At 70.9% G+C, this 14,478-nt stretch carries 13 protein-coding genes; 8 read left to right on the top strand and 5 right to left on the bottom strand.

The features are described 5' to 3' along the window. Positions 1 to 14 precede the first annotated feature (14 nt). Positions 15 to 218 (top strand): hypothetical protein, encoded by a 204-nt coding sequence (locus tag ACFU6I_RS30540; protein WP_384372486.1) that lies wholly within the window; start codon positions 15 to 17, stop codon positions 216 to 218. Between the two features lie 220 nt (positions 219 to 438). On the opposite strand, the gene ACFU6I_RS30535 is transcribed toward ACFU6I_RS30540, so the two are convergent. Further along, on the bottom strand, positions 439 to 3,720 hold the full coding sequence (locus tag ACFU6I_RS30535) for a S41 family peptidase (RefSeq protein ID WP_384372484.1): 3,282 nt from the start codon (positions 3,718 to 3,720) through the stop codon (positions 439 to 441). 174 nt (positions 3,721 to 3,894) lie between these two features. Here ACFU6I_RS30535 and ACFU6I_RS30530 point away from each other — a divergent pair, with 174 nt between their 5' ends. Together ACFU6I_RS30530 and ACFU6I_RS30525 are read left to right on the top strand one after the other, a co-directional pair. Beyond that, positions 3,895 to 4,467 (top strand): TetR/AcrR family transcriptional regulator, encoded by a 573-nt coding sequence (locus ACFU6I_RS30530; RefSeq protein WP_384372482.1) that lies wholly within the window; start codon positions 3,895 to 3,897, stop codon positions 4,465 to 4,467. Between the two features lie 116 nt (positions 4,468 to 4,583). After that, positions 4,584 to 6,800, top strand: coding sequence for an MMPL family transporter (locus ACFU6I_RS30525; RefSeq protein WP_384372480.1), 2,217 nt, complete (start codon positions 4,584 to 4,586; stop codon positions 6,798 to 6,800). Positions 6,801 to 6,927: 127 nt separating this feature from the next. On the opposite strand, the gene ACFU6I_RS30520 is transcribed toward ACFU6I_RS30525, so the two are convergent. Further along, positions 6,928 to 7,281, bottom strand: a complete 354-nt coding sequence (locus tag ACFU6I_RS30520; protein WP_323135893.1) for an SsgA family sporulation/cell division regulator — start codon at positions 7,279 to 7,281, stop codon at positions 6,928 to 6,930. 178 nt (positions 7,282 to 7,459) lie between these two features. On the opposite strand from ACFU6I_RS30520, the gene ACFU6I_RS30515 reads away from it, so the two are divergent. From ACFU6I_RS30515 to ACFU6I_RS30495, 5 genes are all read left to right on the top strand, one after another. Then, positions 7,460 to 8,515 (top strand): energy-coupling factor ABC transporter permease, encoded by a 1,056-nt coding sequence (locus ACFU6I_RS30515; RefSeq protein ID WP_384372478.1) that lies wholly within the window; start codon positions 7,460 to 7,462, stop codon positions 8,513 to 8,515. Then, entirely contained in the window at positions 8,515 to 9,276 is a 762-nt protein-coding gene (gene cbiQ / locus ACFU6I_RS30510; protein ID WP_384372476.1) for a cobalt ECF transporter T component CbiQ, read from the top strand. Before ACFU6I_RS30515 ends, cbiQ begins: the two co-directional genes overlap by 1 nt. After that, positions 9,273 to 10,040, top strand: a complete 768-nt coding sequence (locus ACFU6I_RS30505; RefSeq protein WP_384372474.1) for an energy-coupling factor ABC transporter ATP-binding protein — start codon at positions 9,273 to 9,275, stop codon at positions 10,038 to 10,040. Before cbiQ ends, ACFU6I_RS30505 begins: the two co-directional genes overlap by 4 nt. 197 nt (positions 10,041 to 10,237) lie before the next feature. Beyond that, positions 10,238 to 11,401 carry a serine hydrolase domain-containing protein gene (locus ACFU6I_RS30500; RefSeq protein ID WP_384372527.1) on the top strand — a complete coding sequence of 388 codons (1,164 nt, stop codon included), beginning with the start codon at positions 10,238 to 10,240 and terminating at the stop codon, positions 11,399 to 11,401. Further along, a complete protein-coding gene (locus ACFU6I_RS30495; RefSeq protein ID WP_384372473.1) occupies positions 11,398 to 12,192 on the top strand; it encodes an SDR family NAD(P)-dependent oxidoreductase in 795 nt (264 codons plus the stop codon). Before ACFU6I_RS30500 ends, ACFU6I_RS30495 begins: the two co-directional genes overlap by 4 nt. Before the next feature lie 23 nt (positions 12,193 to 12,215). Here ACFU6I_RS30495 and ACFU6I_RS30490 read toward each other — a convergent pair whose 3' ends face one another. The 3 genes from ACFU6I_RS30490 to ACFU6I_RS30480 form a co-directional block, all read right to left on the bottom strand. After that, a complete protein-coding gene (locus ACFU6I_RS30490; protein ID WP_384372471.1) occupies positions 12,216 to 13,067 on the bottom strand; it encodes an EamA family transporter in 852 nt (283 codons plus the stop codon). Then, positions 13,064 to 13,582 carry a YbaK/EbsC family protein gene (locus tag ACFU6I_RS30485; RefSeq protein ID WP_384372469.1) on the bottom strand — a complete coding sequence of 173 codons (519 nt, stop codon included), beginning with the start codon at positions 13,580 to 13,582 and terminating at the stop codon, positions 13,064 to 13,066. The genes ACFU6I_RS30490 and ACFU6I_RS30485 overlap by 4 nt, the downstream gene beginning before the upstream one ends. 82 nt (positions 13,583 to 13,664) lie before the next feature. Then, positions 13,665 to 14,478: penicillin-binding transpeptidase domain-containing protein (locus ACFU6I_RS30480; protein ID WP_384372468.1), on the bottom strand; the 814-nt coding region annotated here is incomplete at its 5' end.

The following is a 14,478-nucleotide window of genomic DNA, read 5'->3' as shown; positions in this document are numbered from 1 at the left end:
TAGGAGTGAACAGCATGGGTATCGCAGACCAGTTCAAGGACAAGGCGCAAGAGCTCGCCGACCAGGCGAAGAAGAACGTGGGCGAGAAGAAGGGCGAGCCGCGCGAGCGGACGTCCGATGCCTCGGAACGGGCGCGGGGCAGGACCCGGGACGCGGCGCAAGGGGCGCGACGGGACGCGGCGCATGGGGCGCGCGACCGGTACGACGACGACGTCTGACCCGTCGGTGCGAGGGGCGCGTTCGGGAGACCGGACGCGCCTTTCGCATGCGCGGGGCGTGTTCCCCCGCCCCGCCCCTTCCCGAAACCGGGGGCACGCCCCCGGCCCCGTTCTTCTGTCCTCAATCGCCGGACGGGCTCGATGTGTCCGCCGGACCGGCTTGATGTGACGGGCCGCAGGACGGGCTTGATGTGACGGGCTTGAGGGAGCTGCCCGGTGCCTATCGCGGCGGCAGCGGTGGCCGTGCGCGGTTCGGGGCGTCCTCGTACGTCGGTGGGGTCGACGCCGGGTGGGACTTCAGGAGGTCGAGCGCGATCCGCACCGCGTCGTCCAGCACCGCGTGCCGGCCCTCCGCCCAGTCCAGCGGCGTGCGCAGCGCCTCCAGGTCCGGTTCGACACCGTGGTTCTCGATCGACCATCCGTATGCGTCGAACCACGCCGCGTTCATCGGCACCGTGATCACCGTGCCGTCGCCCAACCGGTGCCGGCCCGTCATGCCGACGACCCCGCCCCATGTCCGCTGGCCCACCACCGGGCCCAGGTCCAGCAGGCGGAACGCGGCGGTGATCATGTCTCCGTCGGAGGAGGTCGCTTCGTCGGCGAGGGCCACCACCGGGCCGCGGGGGGCGTTGGAGGCGTACGAGACCGGCTGGGCGTCGCGGGTCAGGTCCCAGCCGAGGATCGTGCGGGTCAGTTTCTCGACGACCAGCTCGCTGATGTGGCCGCCCGCGTTGCCGCGTACGTCGACGATCAGGGCGGGGCGGGAGACCTCCATCCGCAGGTCCCGGTTGAACTGCGCCCAGCCGGAGCCGCCCATGTCGGGGATGTGCAGGTATCCGCACTTGCCGGCGCTCAGTTCCCGTACGACATCGCGGCGTTTGGCGACCCAGTCCTGGTAGCGGAGCGGGCGCTCGTCGACCAGGGGGACGATGGCGACACGGCGGGAGGGACCTTCGCCCTCGGCCGGGCAGAAGGTGAGCTCGACGGTGGTCCCGCCCGCCTGGGAGAGAAGGGGGTAGGGGCCCGCGACCGGATCCACCGGGCGGCCGTCCACATGGGTGAGGATCGCGCCCTCCCGGATGCCCGTACCGGCGAGCGGTGAACGCGCCTTGGAGTCGGAGGAGTCGCCCGGCAGGATCCGCCGGACGACCCACTTGCCGTCCCGGCACACCAGGTTCGCGCCGAGCAGGCCGATCGCCCGCTGGTAGTGCGGCGGGCCCTCGTTGCGGCGGGCGGGTGCCACGTACGCGTGCGAGGTGCCCAGTTCGCCGAGGACCTCGCGCAGCAGGTCCGCGAACTCGTCGGGGGTTGCGACCCGTTCGACCAGTGGACGGTACTGGTCGAGCACGCCCGCCCAGTCGATGCCGCTCATGTCGGGGTCCCAGAAGTAGGCGCGGATGATGCGGCCCGCTTCCCCGTACGCCTGCCGCCATTCCGCCGCCGGGTCGACATCATGCAGGATCCGCCGAAGGTCGAGGTAGACCGTGGAGTCGCTGTCGCCGACCTCGGTGGCCGGTACGGCGCGCAGTTCTCCTTCGTCCATGACGACCAGCCGGGTCGCGTCGCCGCTGACGGCGAACCAGTCGAGATGGCCGACGAGTTCGGTCTTCCTGGCCTTCGTGATGTTGAAGTGTTCGAGCGTGGGACGGCCCGACATGTCCGCCGGGTTGGCGAACGTCTCGCCGAGCGCGCCCGAGATCGGCCAGCGCAGCCAGACGAGCCCGCCGCCGCTGACCGGGCGCAGAGCCGAGTACTTCGACGCGGTGACCGGGAACGGCGTGACCCGGTTCTCCAGCCCCTCGAACTCGACCGTGACCGTGGCCCCTTCGGCCGGAGCCTCTTCCGACATGTCGACCGGGTCGAGGCCGCCCGCCGCCGGACGCCCCTCCGGTGAGAGGGCGAACGGGGACGGGGTGGCGGAGGAGAGCGGCACCAGGTACGGGCGGCAGCCGAGCGGGAAGGAGAGGTCGCCGGTGTGGACGTCGTACACCGGGTCGAAGCCCCGCCAGGAGAGGAACGCGAGATACCGGCCGTCGCCGGTGAACACCGGGTTCTCGTCCTCGAAGCGGCCGTTGGTGACATCGACGATCACCGGGGTGCCCGGCCCCATGATCCGGGCCAGTTTGATCTGCCGCAGCGAGCGGCCGATCCCGGGATGCGACCAGGTCAGCCAGGCACCGTCCGGTGAGAACGCCAGATCGCGGACCGGTCCGTTGATGGAGCGGATCAGCTCGGTGGGTTCGCTGGTGGACTCCTCGGCCGTGTCGAGGAGCAGCAGCCGGCCGTCGTGCGTGGCGATCGCGAGCCGTTCGCCCTCCGGGTCGGCGATCAGTTCGTGGACCCGGCCGATCTGTCCGGAGGCCAGCCTGCGCGGTGCCCGGTCACCGCTGGCGCGCGGCAGGTACGCGATCTCGATGGCGTCCTCGCCGTCCGCGTCCGTCACGTAGGCGACCTGGCCCATGCTGCCGAGCATCTCGGGCAGCCGGACCCGGACCCCGGGGGTGTCGGCGATGGTGCGGGCGGGCCCGTCGCGGTGGGTCAGCCAGTACAGACTGCCGCGGACCGAGACGGCGCTCGCCCGGCCCGTCTCGTCCACGGACAGCGAGTCGACATTGGTGGCGGCGGGCACCTGGTACGTACGCCGCCCGGCCCGCGGCCCGCCGAGCCGCACCTGCAGCTTCCGCGGCACCGCGTCCGGTGATTCGAGGTCGTCGACCAGCCACACCTCGCCCGCGCACTGGTAGACCACGCGGCGTCCGTCGCTGGACGCGTGCCGGGCGTAGAAGGCGTCGTGGTCGGTGTGGCGGCGCAGGTCGGAGCCGTCGGGCAGGCAGGAGTACAGATTGCCGACGCCCTCGTGGTCGGAGAGGAACGCGATCCGGCCGCCGACGAACATCGGTGAGTCCAGATGGCCGCCGATATCGGGCAGCAGTCGCTTGCCGTGCAGCCACAGACGCCCCATCGCCCCGCCCCGGTACCGCTTCCAGCCGGCCGGTTCGTGCGGGGGTGTGCCGGTGAGCAGCAGCGTGCGCCGCTCGCCGTCGATGTCCGCGACCGCGATGTCGGAGACCGGACCCCACGGGAGTTTGCCGCCGGGGGAACCGTCCGTGGGAAGGCTGTAGGCCCAGGAGAAGTACGAGAACGGCTGCCCGTGCGAGGACACGGCGAGGATGTGCGACGTCTCGTCCGGATCGGGGGTCCAGCCGCAGACCCGGGCGTCGGTCGAACCCCAGTAGGTGAGCCGGCGGGCCGGTCCGCCCCCGACCGGGGCGAGGTGGATCTCGGGATCCAGGGTGCGCCAGGTCGTGTACGCGATGCGGGTCCCGTCGGGCGAGAAGCGCGGGTGACTGACCCGCGTCCGGTCGACGGTCACCCGCCACGCCCGTCCGGGCTGCTGCCCCTCGGCGACGAGGGGAGAGACCCAGAGGTCGTCCTCGGCCGCGAAGCAGAGCAGGTCCTTGTGAAGGTGCGGGAAACGGAGATACGCGACGTCGTCACTCACCCCCCAATGCTTTCCGCGTGAGCGGGACGCGGCAACTCGTGGTGCGGAAGAACTTGTGGTGCAACACACAAGCGAAACGATGCAGTTTCGCTCAGCCGGGGGGTACCTTCGAGGTGTACGAAACAGTTTCGTTCGGCTGACTGAAGTACGAACGACAGGACGGGAGGTCGACCCATGGCACGCACGCGTCTCACGCCCGAGCGCGAGAGCGAGCTCTACGCCGCGGTGCTCGACCTGCTGCGCGAGGTCGGCTACGACGCCCTGACCATGGACGCTGTCGCCACCCGTACCCGCTCCAGCAAGGCCACCCTCTACCGCCAGTGGGGGAGCAAGCCGGAGCTGGTCGTCAAGGCGCTGCGCCACAACAAGCCGGGCGGCCTTGCCGAGATCGACACCGGTTCGCTGCGCGGAGATTTCCATGCCGCACTGGGCCGGACCGACGACTGCCAGATGGAGAAGGACTCCGCGCTGATGCGGGGCCTGATACATGCCGTCCACAACAATCCCGATCTGTACCAGGCACTGCGCGAACTGCTCATCGAGCCGGAGATGACCGGCCTCGACCTGCTGCTCCGCCGAGCCGTGGACCGGGGTGAACTGCGTCCGGACAACCCGGCGCTGAAATACGTACCGCACATGCTGATCGGCGCTTTCACCGCTCGGCAACTGGTCGAGGACCGCGCCGTCGACCAGGCGTTTCTCATCGACTACGTCGACTCCGTGATCCTCCCCGCTCTCGGCGTCTGACCCCGTCCCCTCCGTACGGCCCTCTCCCCAAGCCCCACCTGACACGCCGCTCTCGTCGTCGGGCTGGTTCCTCACGCCCTTTTCCACTCACACGACCTGACCGGGAGTACGCCTCCGTGGCCACATTCCTCTACAAGCTCGGACGGTTCGCCTTCCGGCGCCGCCGCTATGTCGCCCTCGTCTGGGTGGCACTGCTGGCGCTCGCCGGATTCGGCGCCGCCTCCGCGTCCACCGCCACCTCCAGCTCCTTCTCCATCCCGGGTACGGAGGCCCAGAAGGCCTTCGACCTGCTGGAACAGCGCTTCCCCGACTCCAGTGCCGACGGCGCGACCGCGCGGGTCGTCTTCAAGGCCGACGCCGGTCAGAAGATGACGGACCCGGCGAACAAGGCCGAGGTCAACAAGATCGCTGACGAGCTGAAGTCGGGTTCGGACCAGATCGCCTCGGTCACCGACCCGTACACCGCCAACGCCGTCAGCAAGGACGGCTCCACGGCGTACGTCTCCGTGTCCTACAAGGTCAACTCGATGGAGCTGACCGATGCGACCCGGAGCGCCCTGGAGGACGCGGGCCACGCGGCGCAGAAGAGCGGGATGACCGTGGAGATCGGCGGTGACGCGCTCCAGGTGATGCCGGAGACCGGGGTCACCGAGATCATCGGTGTGGCGATCGCCGCGGTGGTGCTGGTCATCACCTTCGGCTCGCTCGTCGCGGCCGGTCTGCCGCTGCTCACCGCGCTCATCGGCGTCGGCATCGGCGTCTCGACGATCACGGCCCTGGCCAACGTGCTCGACCTGGGCTCCACCACCTCCACTCTCGCGATGATGATCGGCCTCGCGGTCGGCATCGACTATGCGCTGTTCATCGTCTCCCGCTACCGCGCCGAGCTGGCCGAGGGCCGCGAGCGCGAGGAAGCGGCGGGGCGGGCGGTCGGCACGGCCGGTTCCGCGGTCGTCTTCGCCGGTCTCACCGTCGTCATCGCCCTGGTCGGCCTGGCCGTCGTCAACATTCCGATGCTGTCGAAGATGGGCTTCGCCGCGGCCGGCACGGTCGCGATCGCCGTCCTGATCGCGCTCACCCTCGTCCCGGCGGTGATGGGCTTCGCGGGCAAGCGGGTCATCGGGCGCAAGGCGCGCAAGGCCGCCGAGGCCTCGGGCCGGCCCGAGGCGAAGCCGAACATGGGTACCCGGTGGGCGCGGTTCGTCCTGCGCAAGCCGGTCTGGGTGCTGCTGGTGGGAGTCCTCGGCCTCGGGGTCATCGCCGTACCGGCCGCCTCGCTGGAGATGGGCCTGCCCGACGACGGCTCCCAGCCCACCAGCACCACCCAGCGCCGCGCCTACGACATGCTCTCCGACGGATTCGGCCCCGGCTTCAACGGGCCGCTGATGGTCGTCGTGGACACGGCGAACAGCTCGGACGGCAGGACCGCGGTCAAGCAGGTCTCCGACGAGATCTCCGGTATCCCGCACGTCGTCGCGGTCACTCCGGCCCACTTCAACAAGGCCGGCGACACCGCCATGATCACCGTGATCCCGAAGGACCGGCCGAGCTCCACCGAGACGGAGAACGTGGTTCACGCCATCCGTGACGCGGGCACGGGCATCAAGTCCGACACGGGCGCCGAGGTCCTGGTCACCGGATCCACGGCGATGAACATCGACTTCTCGCAGAAGATGAACGACGCGCTGCTGCCGTATCTGGCGCTCGTCGTCGGCCTGGCGTTCCTGTTGCTGATGGTGGTCTTCCGCTCGGTGCTGGTGCCGCTGAAGGCGGCCCTCGGCTTCCTGCTCTCGGTCGTCGCGGCCCTGGGCGCGGTCGTCGCGGTCTTCCAGTGGGGCTGGCTGGCCTCGCTGTTCGGCGTCGAACAGACCGGCCCGATCATGTCCATGATGCCGATCTTCATGGTGGGTGTGGTCTTCGGTCTCGCCATGGACTACGAGGTCTTCCTCGTCACCCGGATGCGCGAGGCGTACGTCCACGGGGAGAAGCCCCCGCAGGCGATCGTCACCGGCTTCAAGCACGGCGCCCGCGTCGTCACCGCCGCGGCCGTGATCATGATGGCGGTCTTCGCGGGGTTCATCGGCTCCAGCGAGTCGATGATCAAGATGATCGGCTTCTCGCTCGCCATCGCCGTCTTCTTCGACGCGTTCGTCGTCCGGATGGCGATCGTGCCCGCGGTCCTCGCCCTGCTCGGCAAGCGCGCCTGGTGGCTGCCGCGCTGGCTGGACCGGCTGCTGCCCAATGTCGACGTGGAGGGCGAGGGGCTGCGCAAGCAGCTCGGCGAGACGTCCGGCGGAGACGCCCGGGGCGAGCGCGAACTGACGCACGTCTGATCCGTACGAGCCCCGGGGTCCGCGTCTGAGCGGAGCGCGACCCCGGAAGCACCGGTTACCTGTGGGGACGGGGGGCCGGAGCGGCGATGAGCCCCCGTGCGAGCGGCACGGGGGCTCATCCATGCCGTCACGCCGGTGCGGTCTCGGACGTCCTGCTCTCGCCGTGGGTGCGGTCCAGGAAGCGGATCAGCGGCGCGTTGTCGAACTGCACCACCTCGACGCCGTCCGCCGAGTGCCGCTCCACGACCAGCTGCGCCCGTCCGCACGGCCAGATCCGTATCGCGCCGTGCCCGGTCGGCGAGTGCAGCCCGCCCTCCAGCAGGTCTCGGCCGAAGGCCCAGTCGGTGCCGCCGGGGAAGGTGAGATGCACCGTGCGCGGGTCGACGGCCGCGTCGTACCGCAGGTCGACGGGGACGGAGAAGGTGTCGGTCGCCTCGGTGATGAGCCGGGCTTCGGCCTGTTCTTCGATCACAGGGGGCATGGGCCGAATCCTCCTATTTGTGAATGTTTGATATCTAATGTCCCATATTTCGACCAAAGGGCGCGATGGGGAAGGCAGGTACTTGTTATGAATGCGCTCTTGCGAGCCATTCGCAACAAGGCCCTATTATTGAGAGGTTCATGACCCCGCGCAGCAGTGCAGAAAGCGGAGCCTCCCCATGCATGTACCCGACGGATTCATCAACGCCCCCGTCTCCGCCGCCGCCGGTGTGGTCGCCGCGGGTGCCGTGGCGGTCAGTCTGCGGGGCGCCCGCCGTGAACTGGACGAACGCACCGCGCCGCTCGCGGGCCTCGTCGCCGCGTTCATCTTTGCCGTGCAGATGCTGAACTTCCCGGTCGCGGCCGGTACCAGCGGGCATCTGCTGGGCGGGGCGCTCGCCGCGATCCTGGTCGGGCCGTACACCGGGGTGCTCTGTATATCCGTCGTACTGCTCATGCAGGGCATCCTCTTCGCGGACGGCGGGCTCACCGCGCTCGGTGTGAACATCACCGTCATGGGCGTCACCACCACCGTCGTCTCGTACGCCCTCTTCCGCGGCCTCGCCACCGTCCTGCCGCGCACCCGCCGCTCCACGACCGTCGCGGCATTCGTCGCCGCACTGGTCTCCGTACCGGCCGCGGCCTGCGCTTTCACGCTGATCTACTGGATCGGTGGCACCACCGACATCCCGATCGGCAAGGTCCTCACCGCGATGGTCGGCGTGCACGTCCTGATCGGCATCGGCGAGGCCGTGATCACCGGGCTGACCGTCGGCGCCGTCATCGCCGTCCGCCCCGATCTGGTCCACGGCGCCCGCGGTCTCACCTCCCCGCTCAAGCTCCGGATCGACGGCGAGCTCGTCGACGCCCCCGCCCGGCAGTCCGTCGCGCCGGCCGCCGCCCGCTCCACGCGGGGGCTCTGGGCCACCGGCCTGGTCACCGCCCTCGTGCTGGCGGGCTTCGTCTCCTTCTACGCCTCCGCCGACCCGGACGGCCTGGAGAGGGTCGCCGCCGACAAGGGAATCGACAAGAGGGTCGAGGAGCACGCGGCCAAGGACTCGCCGCTCGCCGACTACGGCGTCAAGGACATCTCCGACGCGCGGCTCTCCGGCGGTCTGGCCGGGGTGATCGGGGTCGGCGCCACGATCGTGGTCGGCAGCGGGGTCTTCTGGGCCGTCCGCCGTCGGCGTACGCCGGACGCGCCCGCCGACATCCGCACCAAGGAAACCGTCTGATGGGCGCGGGCCACGCGCACAGGCTCTACCGGCACGGGCATTCGCCGGTCCATGACCTGCCCCCGCACTGCAAGCTCACCGCTGTGTTCGGCTTCGTGCTGGTCGTCGTCCTGACGCCGCGCGAGGCGGTCTGGGCGTTCGCGCTGTACGCCGCGCTGCTCGCCGGGGTCGCGGCGGTCGCCCGGATCCCCGCCGGGTTCCTCCTCAAGCGGCTGCTCATCGAGGTGCCGTTCGTCGCGTTCGCGCTGCTCATGCCGTTCGTGGTGCCCGGCGAACAGACCCATGTCCTCGGCCTCTCCGTCAGCGTCCCCGGTCTCTGGGGCGCCTGGAACGTCCTCGCCAAGGGCACCCTCGGCGTCGCCGCCTCGGTGATCCTCGCGTCCACCACCGAGCTGCGCTCCCTGCTGCTCGGCCTGCAGCGGCTCAAGCTGCCGCCGATGCTCGTCCAGATCGCCTCCTTCATGATCCGGTACGGGGATGTGATCACCGGCGAGATGCGGCGGATGTCGATCGCCCGCCGCTCCCGCGGCTTCGAGGCGCGCGGGGTGCGGCAGTGGGGCGTCCTGGCCAAGTCGGCGGGCGCGCTCTTCATCCGTTCCTACGAGCGCGGCGAACGCGTCCACCTCGCGATGGTCAGCCGCGGCTACGCCGGTTCCATGCCGGTCATCGACGAGGTGACGGCCTCCAGGACCCAATGGGCCCACGCCTCGGCACTCCCCGTACTCGCCCTCGTCGTCTGCCTGCTGGGATGGACCGTATGAGCAAGCCCACCGCCCCCGCGCCGTCCCTGGAAGTCAGCGGCCTCGCCTACGCCTACCCCGACGGCCACCAGGCGCTCTTCGGGGTGAACCTGACGGTGGCCCGGGGCGAGCGCGTCGCCCTGCTGGGCCCGAACGGAGCCGGCAAGACCACCCTCGTCCTCCACCTCAACGGCATCCTCGACGCCGGAGCGGGCACCGTCCGGGTCGCCGGTCTTCCGGTGGAGAAGCGCAATCTCGCGGAGATCCGCCGCCGCGTCGGCATCGTCTTCCAGGACCCCGACGACCAGCTCTTCATGCCGACCGTCCGCGAGGACGTCGCCTTCGGGCCCGCCGCATCCGGGCTGCGCGGCGCCGAACTGGAGGAGCGGGTCACCGAGGCGCTCGAACAGGTCGGCATGGAGGGGTACGCGAACCGCCCCCCGCACCATCTGTCGTTCGGTCAGCGCCGCCGTGTCGCGGTCGCCACCGTGCTCGCCATGCGACCGGAAATCCTTGTCCTGGACGAGCCGTCGTCCAACCTGGACCCGGCATCGAGGCGCGAACTCGCCGACATCCTGCGGTCGTTGGACGTCACTGTGCTGATGGTCACGCACGACCTGCCGTACGCCCTGGAGCTCTGCCCGCGCGCCGTCATTCTCAGCGAAGGCGCCATCGCGGCCGACAACCGCACTCAGGACCTGCTCTGTGACGAGGACTTGATGCGAGCCCACCGACTGGAGCTGCCCTTCGGGTTCGACCCGCGCTCCGTGACCATGGGCGTGTGACCGACGGCGACACCAGCCATCCCGCGGCCTCGCTGCCGCGGGGCCGACGAGGTGGAGCGGCTGCGGGCGGAGCTGCACGCCCGCGCCGCGCGCGCCGACGGCCGGGTCGCGTCGTGGTGAGCCGAGGGTCACCCGCGGTGCAGTTCACCTGCGCGGCGATGCACCATGGGGGGATGAGCGGGAGCGCAGGAGCAGGCGTGGACGTACGGGGCACGGTGGCGACCGGATTCGAACCGGTCAGGGACGCCTTCATCCGTAACTTCGAACAGCGGGGGGAGCGGGGGGCGGCGGTCGCCGTCTACCGGGACGGGCGCAAGGTCGTCGACCTGTGGGCCGGTACGAGAGACGTCGACGGCGTCGAACCGTGGGCGGTCGACACGGTGCAGATCGTCCGCTCAGCGGGCAAGGGCATAGCCGCGGCCGTACCGCTGCTGCTGCACCAGCGCGGACAGGTGGACCTGGACGCCCCGGTCGGTACGTACTGGCCGGAGTTCAAGGCGGCGGGCAAGGAGCGCGTCCTTGTGCGGCACCTCCTCGCCCACCGTGCGGGAGTCCCCGCCCTCGACCGGCCGCTGACGCCTCAGGAGGCCGCCGACGGGAGCTCCGGGGCGCACGCCGTCGCCGCGCAGCGCCCGCAGTGGGAGCCCGGTACCGCGCACGGCTACCACGCACAGACGTACAGCTGGCTGATCGGCGAACTGGTGCGACGGGTCACCGGGCGCACCGTGGGCCGCTGGATCGCCGAGGAGATCGCCCGCCCTCTCGGCCTCGACTTCTGGTTCGGGCTCCCGGAGGAGGAGGCGCACCGGGTGGGCCGGATCGGACCGGTCGAGCCGCCCGTTCTCGACGGCAACGGCGGGGCCCTGCGGATGCGCCCCAAGCGGTCGGTCGTGGACGCCTACCGTGATCCCGAGTCGCTGACCCGCCGCGCGTTCGGCGCCATCGACCCGTTCCCCGACGAGAACGACGCCGGCTACCGGGCGGCCGAACTCCCCGCCTCCAACGGCATCGCGACCGCTCGCGCGCTGGCCCGCGCCTACGCCGCGATGATCGGGCCGGTCGACGGACACCGGCTCTTCGCCCCGGCCACGCTCACCCTCGCCCGCACCGAGGAGTCCGCGGGCCCGGACCGGGTGCTCGTCGTGAACACCCGCTTCGGCCTCGGCTACATGCTGCACGGCCCGGCCGCCCCGCTCCTCGCCCCCGGCTCCTTCGGCCACCCGGGCCGCGGCGGCTCGCTCGGCTTCGCCGACCCCGAATCGGGCATATCGCTCGGCTATGTGACGAACGGTCTGCAGAAGGGAGTCACCGCCGATCCCCGTGCCCAGGCCCTGGTCAGAGCAGTACGGTCGGCGCTATGACTCCTACCGGTGATTCCAGGTTCGACGGATACGGCGTACTCATCACGGGCGCGGGACAGGGCATCGGCGCGGCCACGGCCCGCCGGCTGGCCTCCGAGGGCGCACGCGTCCTGGTGACCGATCTGGACGGTGACCGCGCCGAGCACACGGCGGCGGCGATACGGAAGACGGGCGCCACCGCCGAGGCGCTGGCCTGCGACGTGGGCGACCGGCCGGCGGTCGAGGCGGCGGTGGCCCGTGCGGTCGAGGCGTTCGGCACGCTCGACGTGCTGGTCAACAACGCGTACCGCTGCACTCCTGACACCCCGCTCTTCGAGGACGAGCCCGACGACGTCTGGCAGGGCGATCTGGATGCCACGCTCACCGGCCCGTACCGCTGCTCACGGGCAGCGATGCCGCACCTGGTGGCGTCGGGCAGGGGCGCGATCGTCAACATCGGCTCCGTCAACGGCGAGCAGGACTTCGGCAACCACGCCTACAGCGCCGCCAAGGCGGGGCTGGGCAGCCTGACCCGTACGCTCGCCGGCCACGCCGGCCCGCGCGGGGTCCGCGTCAACCTCGTGGCCCCCGGCACGATCCGCACGGACGCGTGGGCGGACCGTGCCGACGAACTGGACCGGGTGAGCCCGCTCTACGCCCTCGGCAGGGTCGGCGAACCGGACGACATCGCGGCGGCGGTCGCCTTCCTCGCCTCCCGAGACGCGTCCTGGATCACCGGGACGACGCTGCGCGTGGACGGTGGGCTGCTCGCCGTGAACGCGGGGTTCCGGAGGGCGATCGCGCAGGACTGAGGCCGGTTTGGGCGCCGCCGCGCTCAACTCGTGTGCAGCATCAGCCCGATCCCGACCACCATCAGTCCGGCCGCCGCGATCCTCGGTGCGCCGAACCGCTCCTTGAAGAACACCGTCCCTATCGCGGCGCCCACAATGATCGACGACTCGCGCAGGGCGGCGATCGGGGCCAGCGGCGCCTTCGTCTGCGCCCACAGGACCATCCCGTAGGCGACCACCGACATGGCCGCGCCCGCCAGCCCCCGTGCCGCGTACGGCCGCAGCTGGGCCGCCAGTTGTCCGCGGCGGCGGTAGAACGTGTATGCGGGGACGGCGAGCCCCTCCAGGATCATCAGCCAGGCGATGTAGCCGAGCGGGGTGCCGGAGGCCCGGACCCCCACCCCGTCGACGGTCGTGTACCCGGCGATCGCCAGACCCGTTGCCAGCGCGGCGGCGATCGCCGGCCAGTGCGGGCGGGTCTCCGAGCCCCGGATGCCCCACAGCGCGACGCCGACGAGCCCGGCGCAGGCGACCGCGACACCGGCCGTCGCCCATCCGTCGGGCCGCTCCCCGACGAAGACCGCCGCGAGGACCGTCACCACCAGGGGCGCGGTGCCGCGTGCGATCGGATACATCTGGCCGAAGTCGCCGAGCGTGAACGACCTCATCAGCAGCGCCATATAGGCGACGTGCAGGATCGCGGAGACGATCAGATACGGCCATGCCGCCGCGGCAGGCAGCGGGACGAAGCAGGCGGCGACCGCGCCGAGCAGTGTTCCGCCCCCCGAGATCAGGGTGAAGGAGAGCAACTGGTCCTTGATGGCGTGCGCGATGGCGTTCCAGCTGGCGTGCGTGATCGCCGCGATCAGGACCGCGCATGCGACCAGCGGCGTCACTTGGACTGCTCGCGCACGTCCACCACAGTGCCGCCGGCATGCCTGATGACCGTCTGGGGATCGAGCGGGAAGACGGTGTGCGGGGTGCCCGCCGCAGCCCACACCACGTCGTGGTCGAGCAGCCCGCGGTCGGCCAGTACCCGGGTCTTCGTACGGTGGCCGAAGGGCGGCACACCGCCGATCGCGTACCCGGTGGTCTCCCGGACCAGATCGGCCCCGGCGCGCTTGACCTTCCCGACGCCCAGCTCCCGCCGTACGAGCTCCACGTCGACCCGCGAGGAGCCGTCCATCAGGACCAGCACGGGAGCCCCGTCGGCCTCGAAGATCAGAGACTTGACGATGGCGCTGAGCTCGCAGCCGATGGCGGCGGCGGCCTCGGCGGCGGTACGGGTGGCGTCCGGGAAGCGGCGGACCTCGACGTCGAGACCCAGTTCGCGCAGGGCCTCGGCGAATCGGGGGTGCGCGGCCGAAATGGTCGCTTCGGTCAAGGGAGCGGTCGCGTCGGGAGTACTCATGCACCGCACGCTAGCGGCCGCCCAGCGGGGCACGCGATCCGGTTTCAGCAACCGGACCACCTCCGTCCGGTTGGCTCGGGCGTCACGGCCCCGCGCGCAGCACCTGAGCAACCACCGGCCCCGCCGCGTCGCCGCCGTGGCCACCGGACTGGACGACCGCCGCGGCCGCGAGGTCGTTGCTGAAGCCGGTGAACCAGCTGTTGGACGTGGCCTGTCCGTCGACCTCCGCCGAACCGGTCTTCGCGCCCTTGTCGCCGCCGACCGAGGCCATCGCCGCCTTGCCGGTGCCCCAGCTCGCGGTCTGCCGCATCATGTTGGTCACCTGCTGCGCGACCGACCCGGGCAGTGAGCGGGACGCGGTGGCCAGCTGACGGCCGTCCAGGTCCTGCGGTACGAGGACCGGCTGGCGGAAGGTGCCGTTCTTCGCGGTGGCGGTGATCGACGCCATGTTGAGTGCGTTCATCTGGATGGTGCCCTGGCCGATGTACTGCGCGGCGGCCTCACCGCCGCCGGCCTCGGGCACGCTGCCGTCGAAGGACGCGACGCCGGTCTTCCAGTCCAGGCCGATCCCGAAGACGTCCCGGGCCTCCTTGGCCAGTGCGGCGTCGTCCTTGGTGTCGTCGATCAGCTTGATGAAGGCGGTGTTGCACGACCGGGCGAAGCTGGTGGTGAAAGTGCCGTCCGGGATGGAGAACCCGTCCAGGTTCTGGAACGTGCGGCCCTGGTACATCGCGGTCTTCGGGCACTCGATCTTCTGGTTCGCGCCGGCGAGCCCCTTCTCGATCAGCATCGACGCGGTCACGATCTTCATCGTCGAACCGGGTGCCTGCTTGCCGAGCATGGCCGCGTTGAAGCCGGTCGCCGGGTTGTTGGCGACCGCGCGGATCGAGCCGGTG

Origin of the sequence: Streptomyces sp. NPDC057486, assembly GCF_042802415.1 — a bacterium.
Classification (GTDB): Bacteria; Actinomycetota; Actinomycetes; order Streptomycetales; family Streptomycetaceae; genus Streptomyces; species Streptomyces yanii.
This window is presented reverse-complemented; position numbering and strand designations above follow the sequence as displayed.

What these genes read in the sequence shown, in the direction of transcription:
- ACFU6I_RS30540 (WP_384372486.1), top strand. Translation starts at nt 15, where the DNA reads ATGGGTATCGCAGACCAGTTCAAGGACAAGGCGCAAGAGCTCGCCGAC.
- ACFU6I_RS30530 (WP_384372482.1), top strand. Translation starts at nt 3,895, where the DNA reads ATGGCACGCACGCGTCTCACGCCCGAGCGCGAGAGCGAGCTCTACGCC.
- ACFU6I_RS30520 (WP_323135893.1), bottom strand. Translation starts at nt 7,281, where the DNA reads ATGCCCCCTGTGATCGAAGAACAGGCCGAAGCCCGGCTCATCACCGAG.
- ACFU6I_RS30515 (WP_384372478.1), top strand. Translation starts at nt 7,460, where the DNA reads ATGCATGTACCCGACGGATTCATCAACGCCCCCGTCTCCGCCGCCGCC.
- cbiQ (WP_384372476.1), top strand. Translation starts at nt 8,515, where the DNA reads ATGGGCGCGGGCCACGCGCACAGGCTCTACCGGCACGGGCATTCGCCG.
- ACFU6I_RS30505 (WP_384372474.1), top strand. Translation starts at nt 9,273, where the DNA reads ATGAGCAAGCCCACCGCCCCCGCGCCGTCCCTGGAAGTCAGCGGCCTC.
- ACFU6I_RS30495 (WP_384372473.1), top strand. Translation starts at nt 11,398, where the DNA reads ATGACTCCTACCGGTGATTCCAGGTTCGACGGATACGGCGTACTCATC.
- ACFU6I_RS30485 (WP_384372469.1), bottom strand. Translation starts at nt 13,582, where the DNA reads ATGAGTACTCCCGACGCGACCGCTCCCTTGACCGAAGCGACCATTTCG.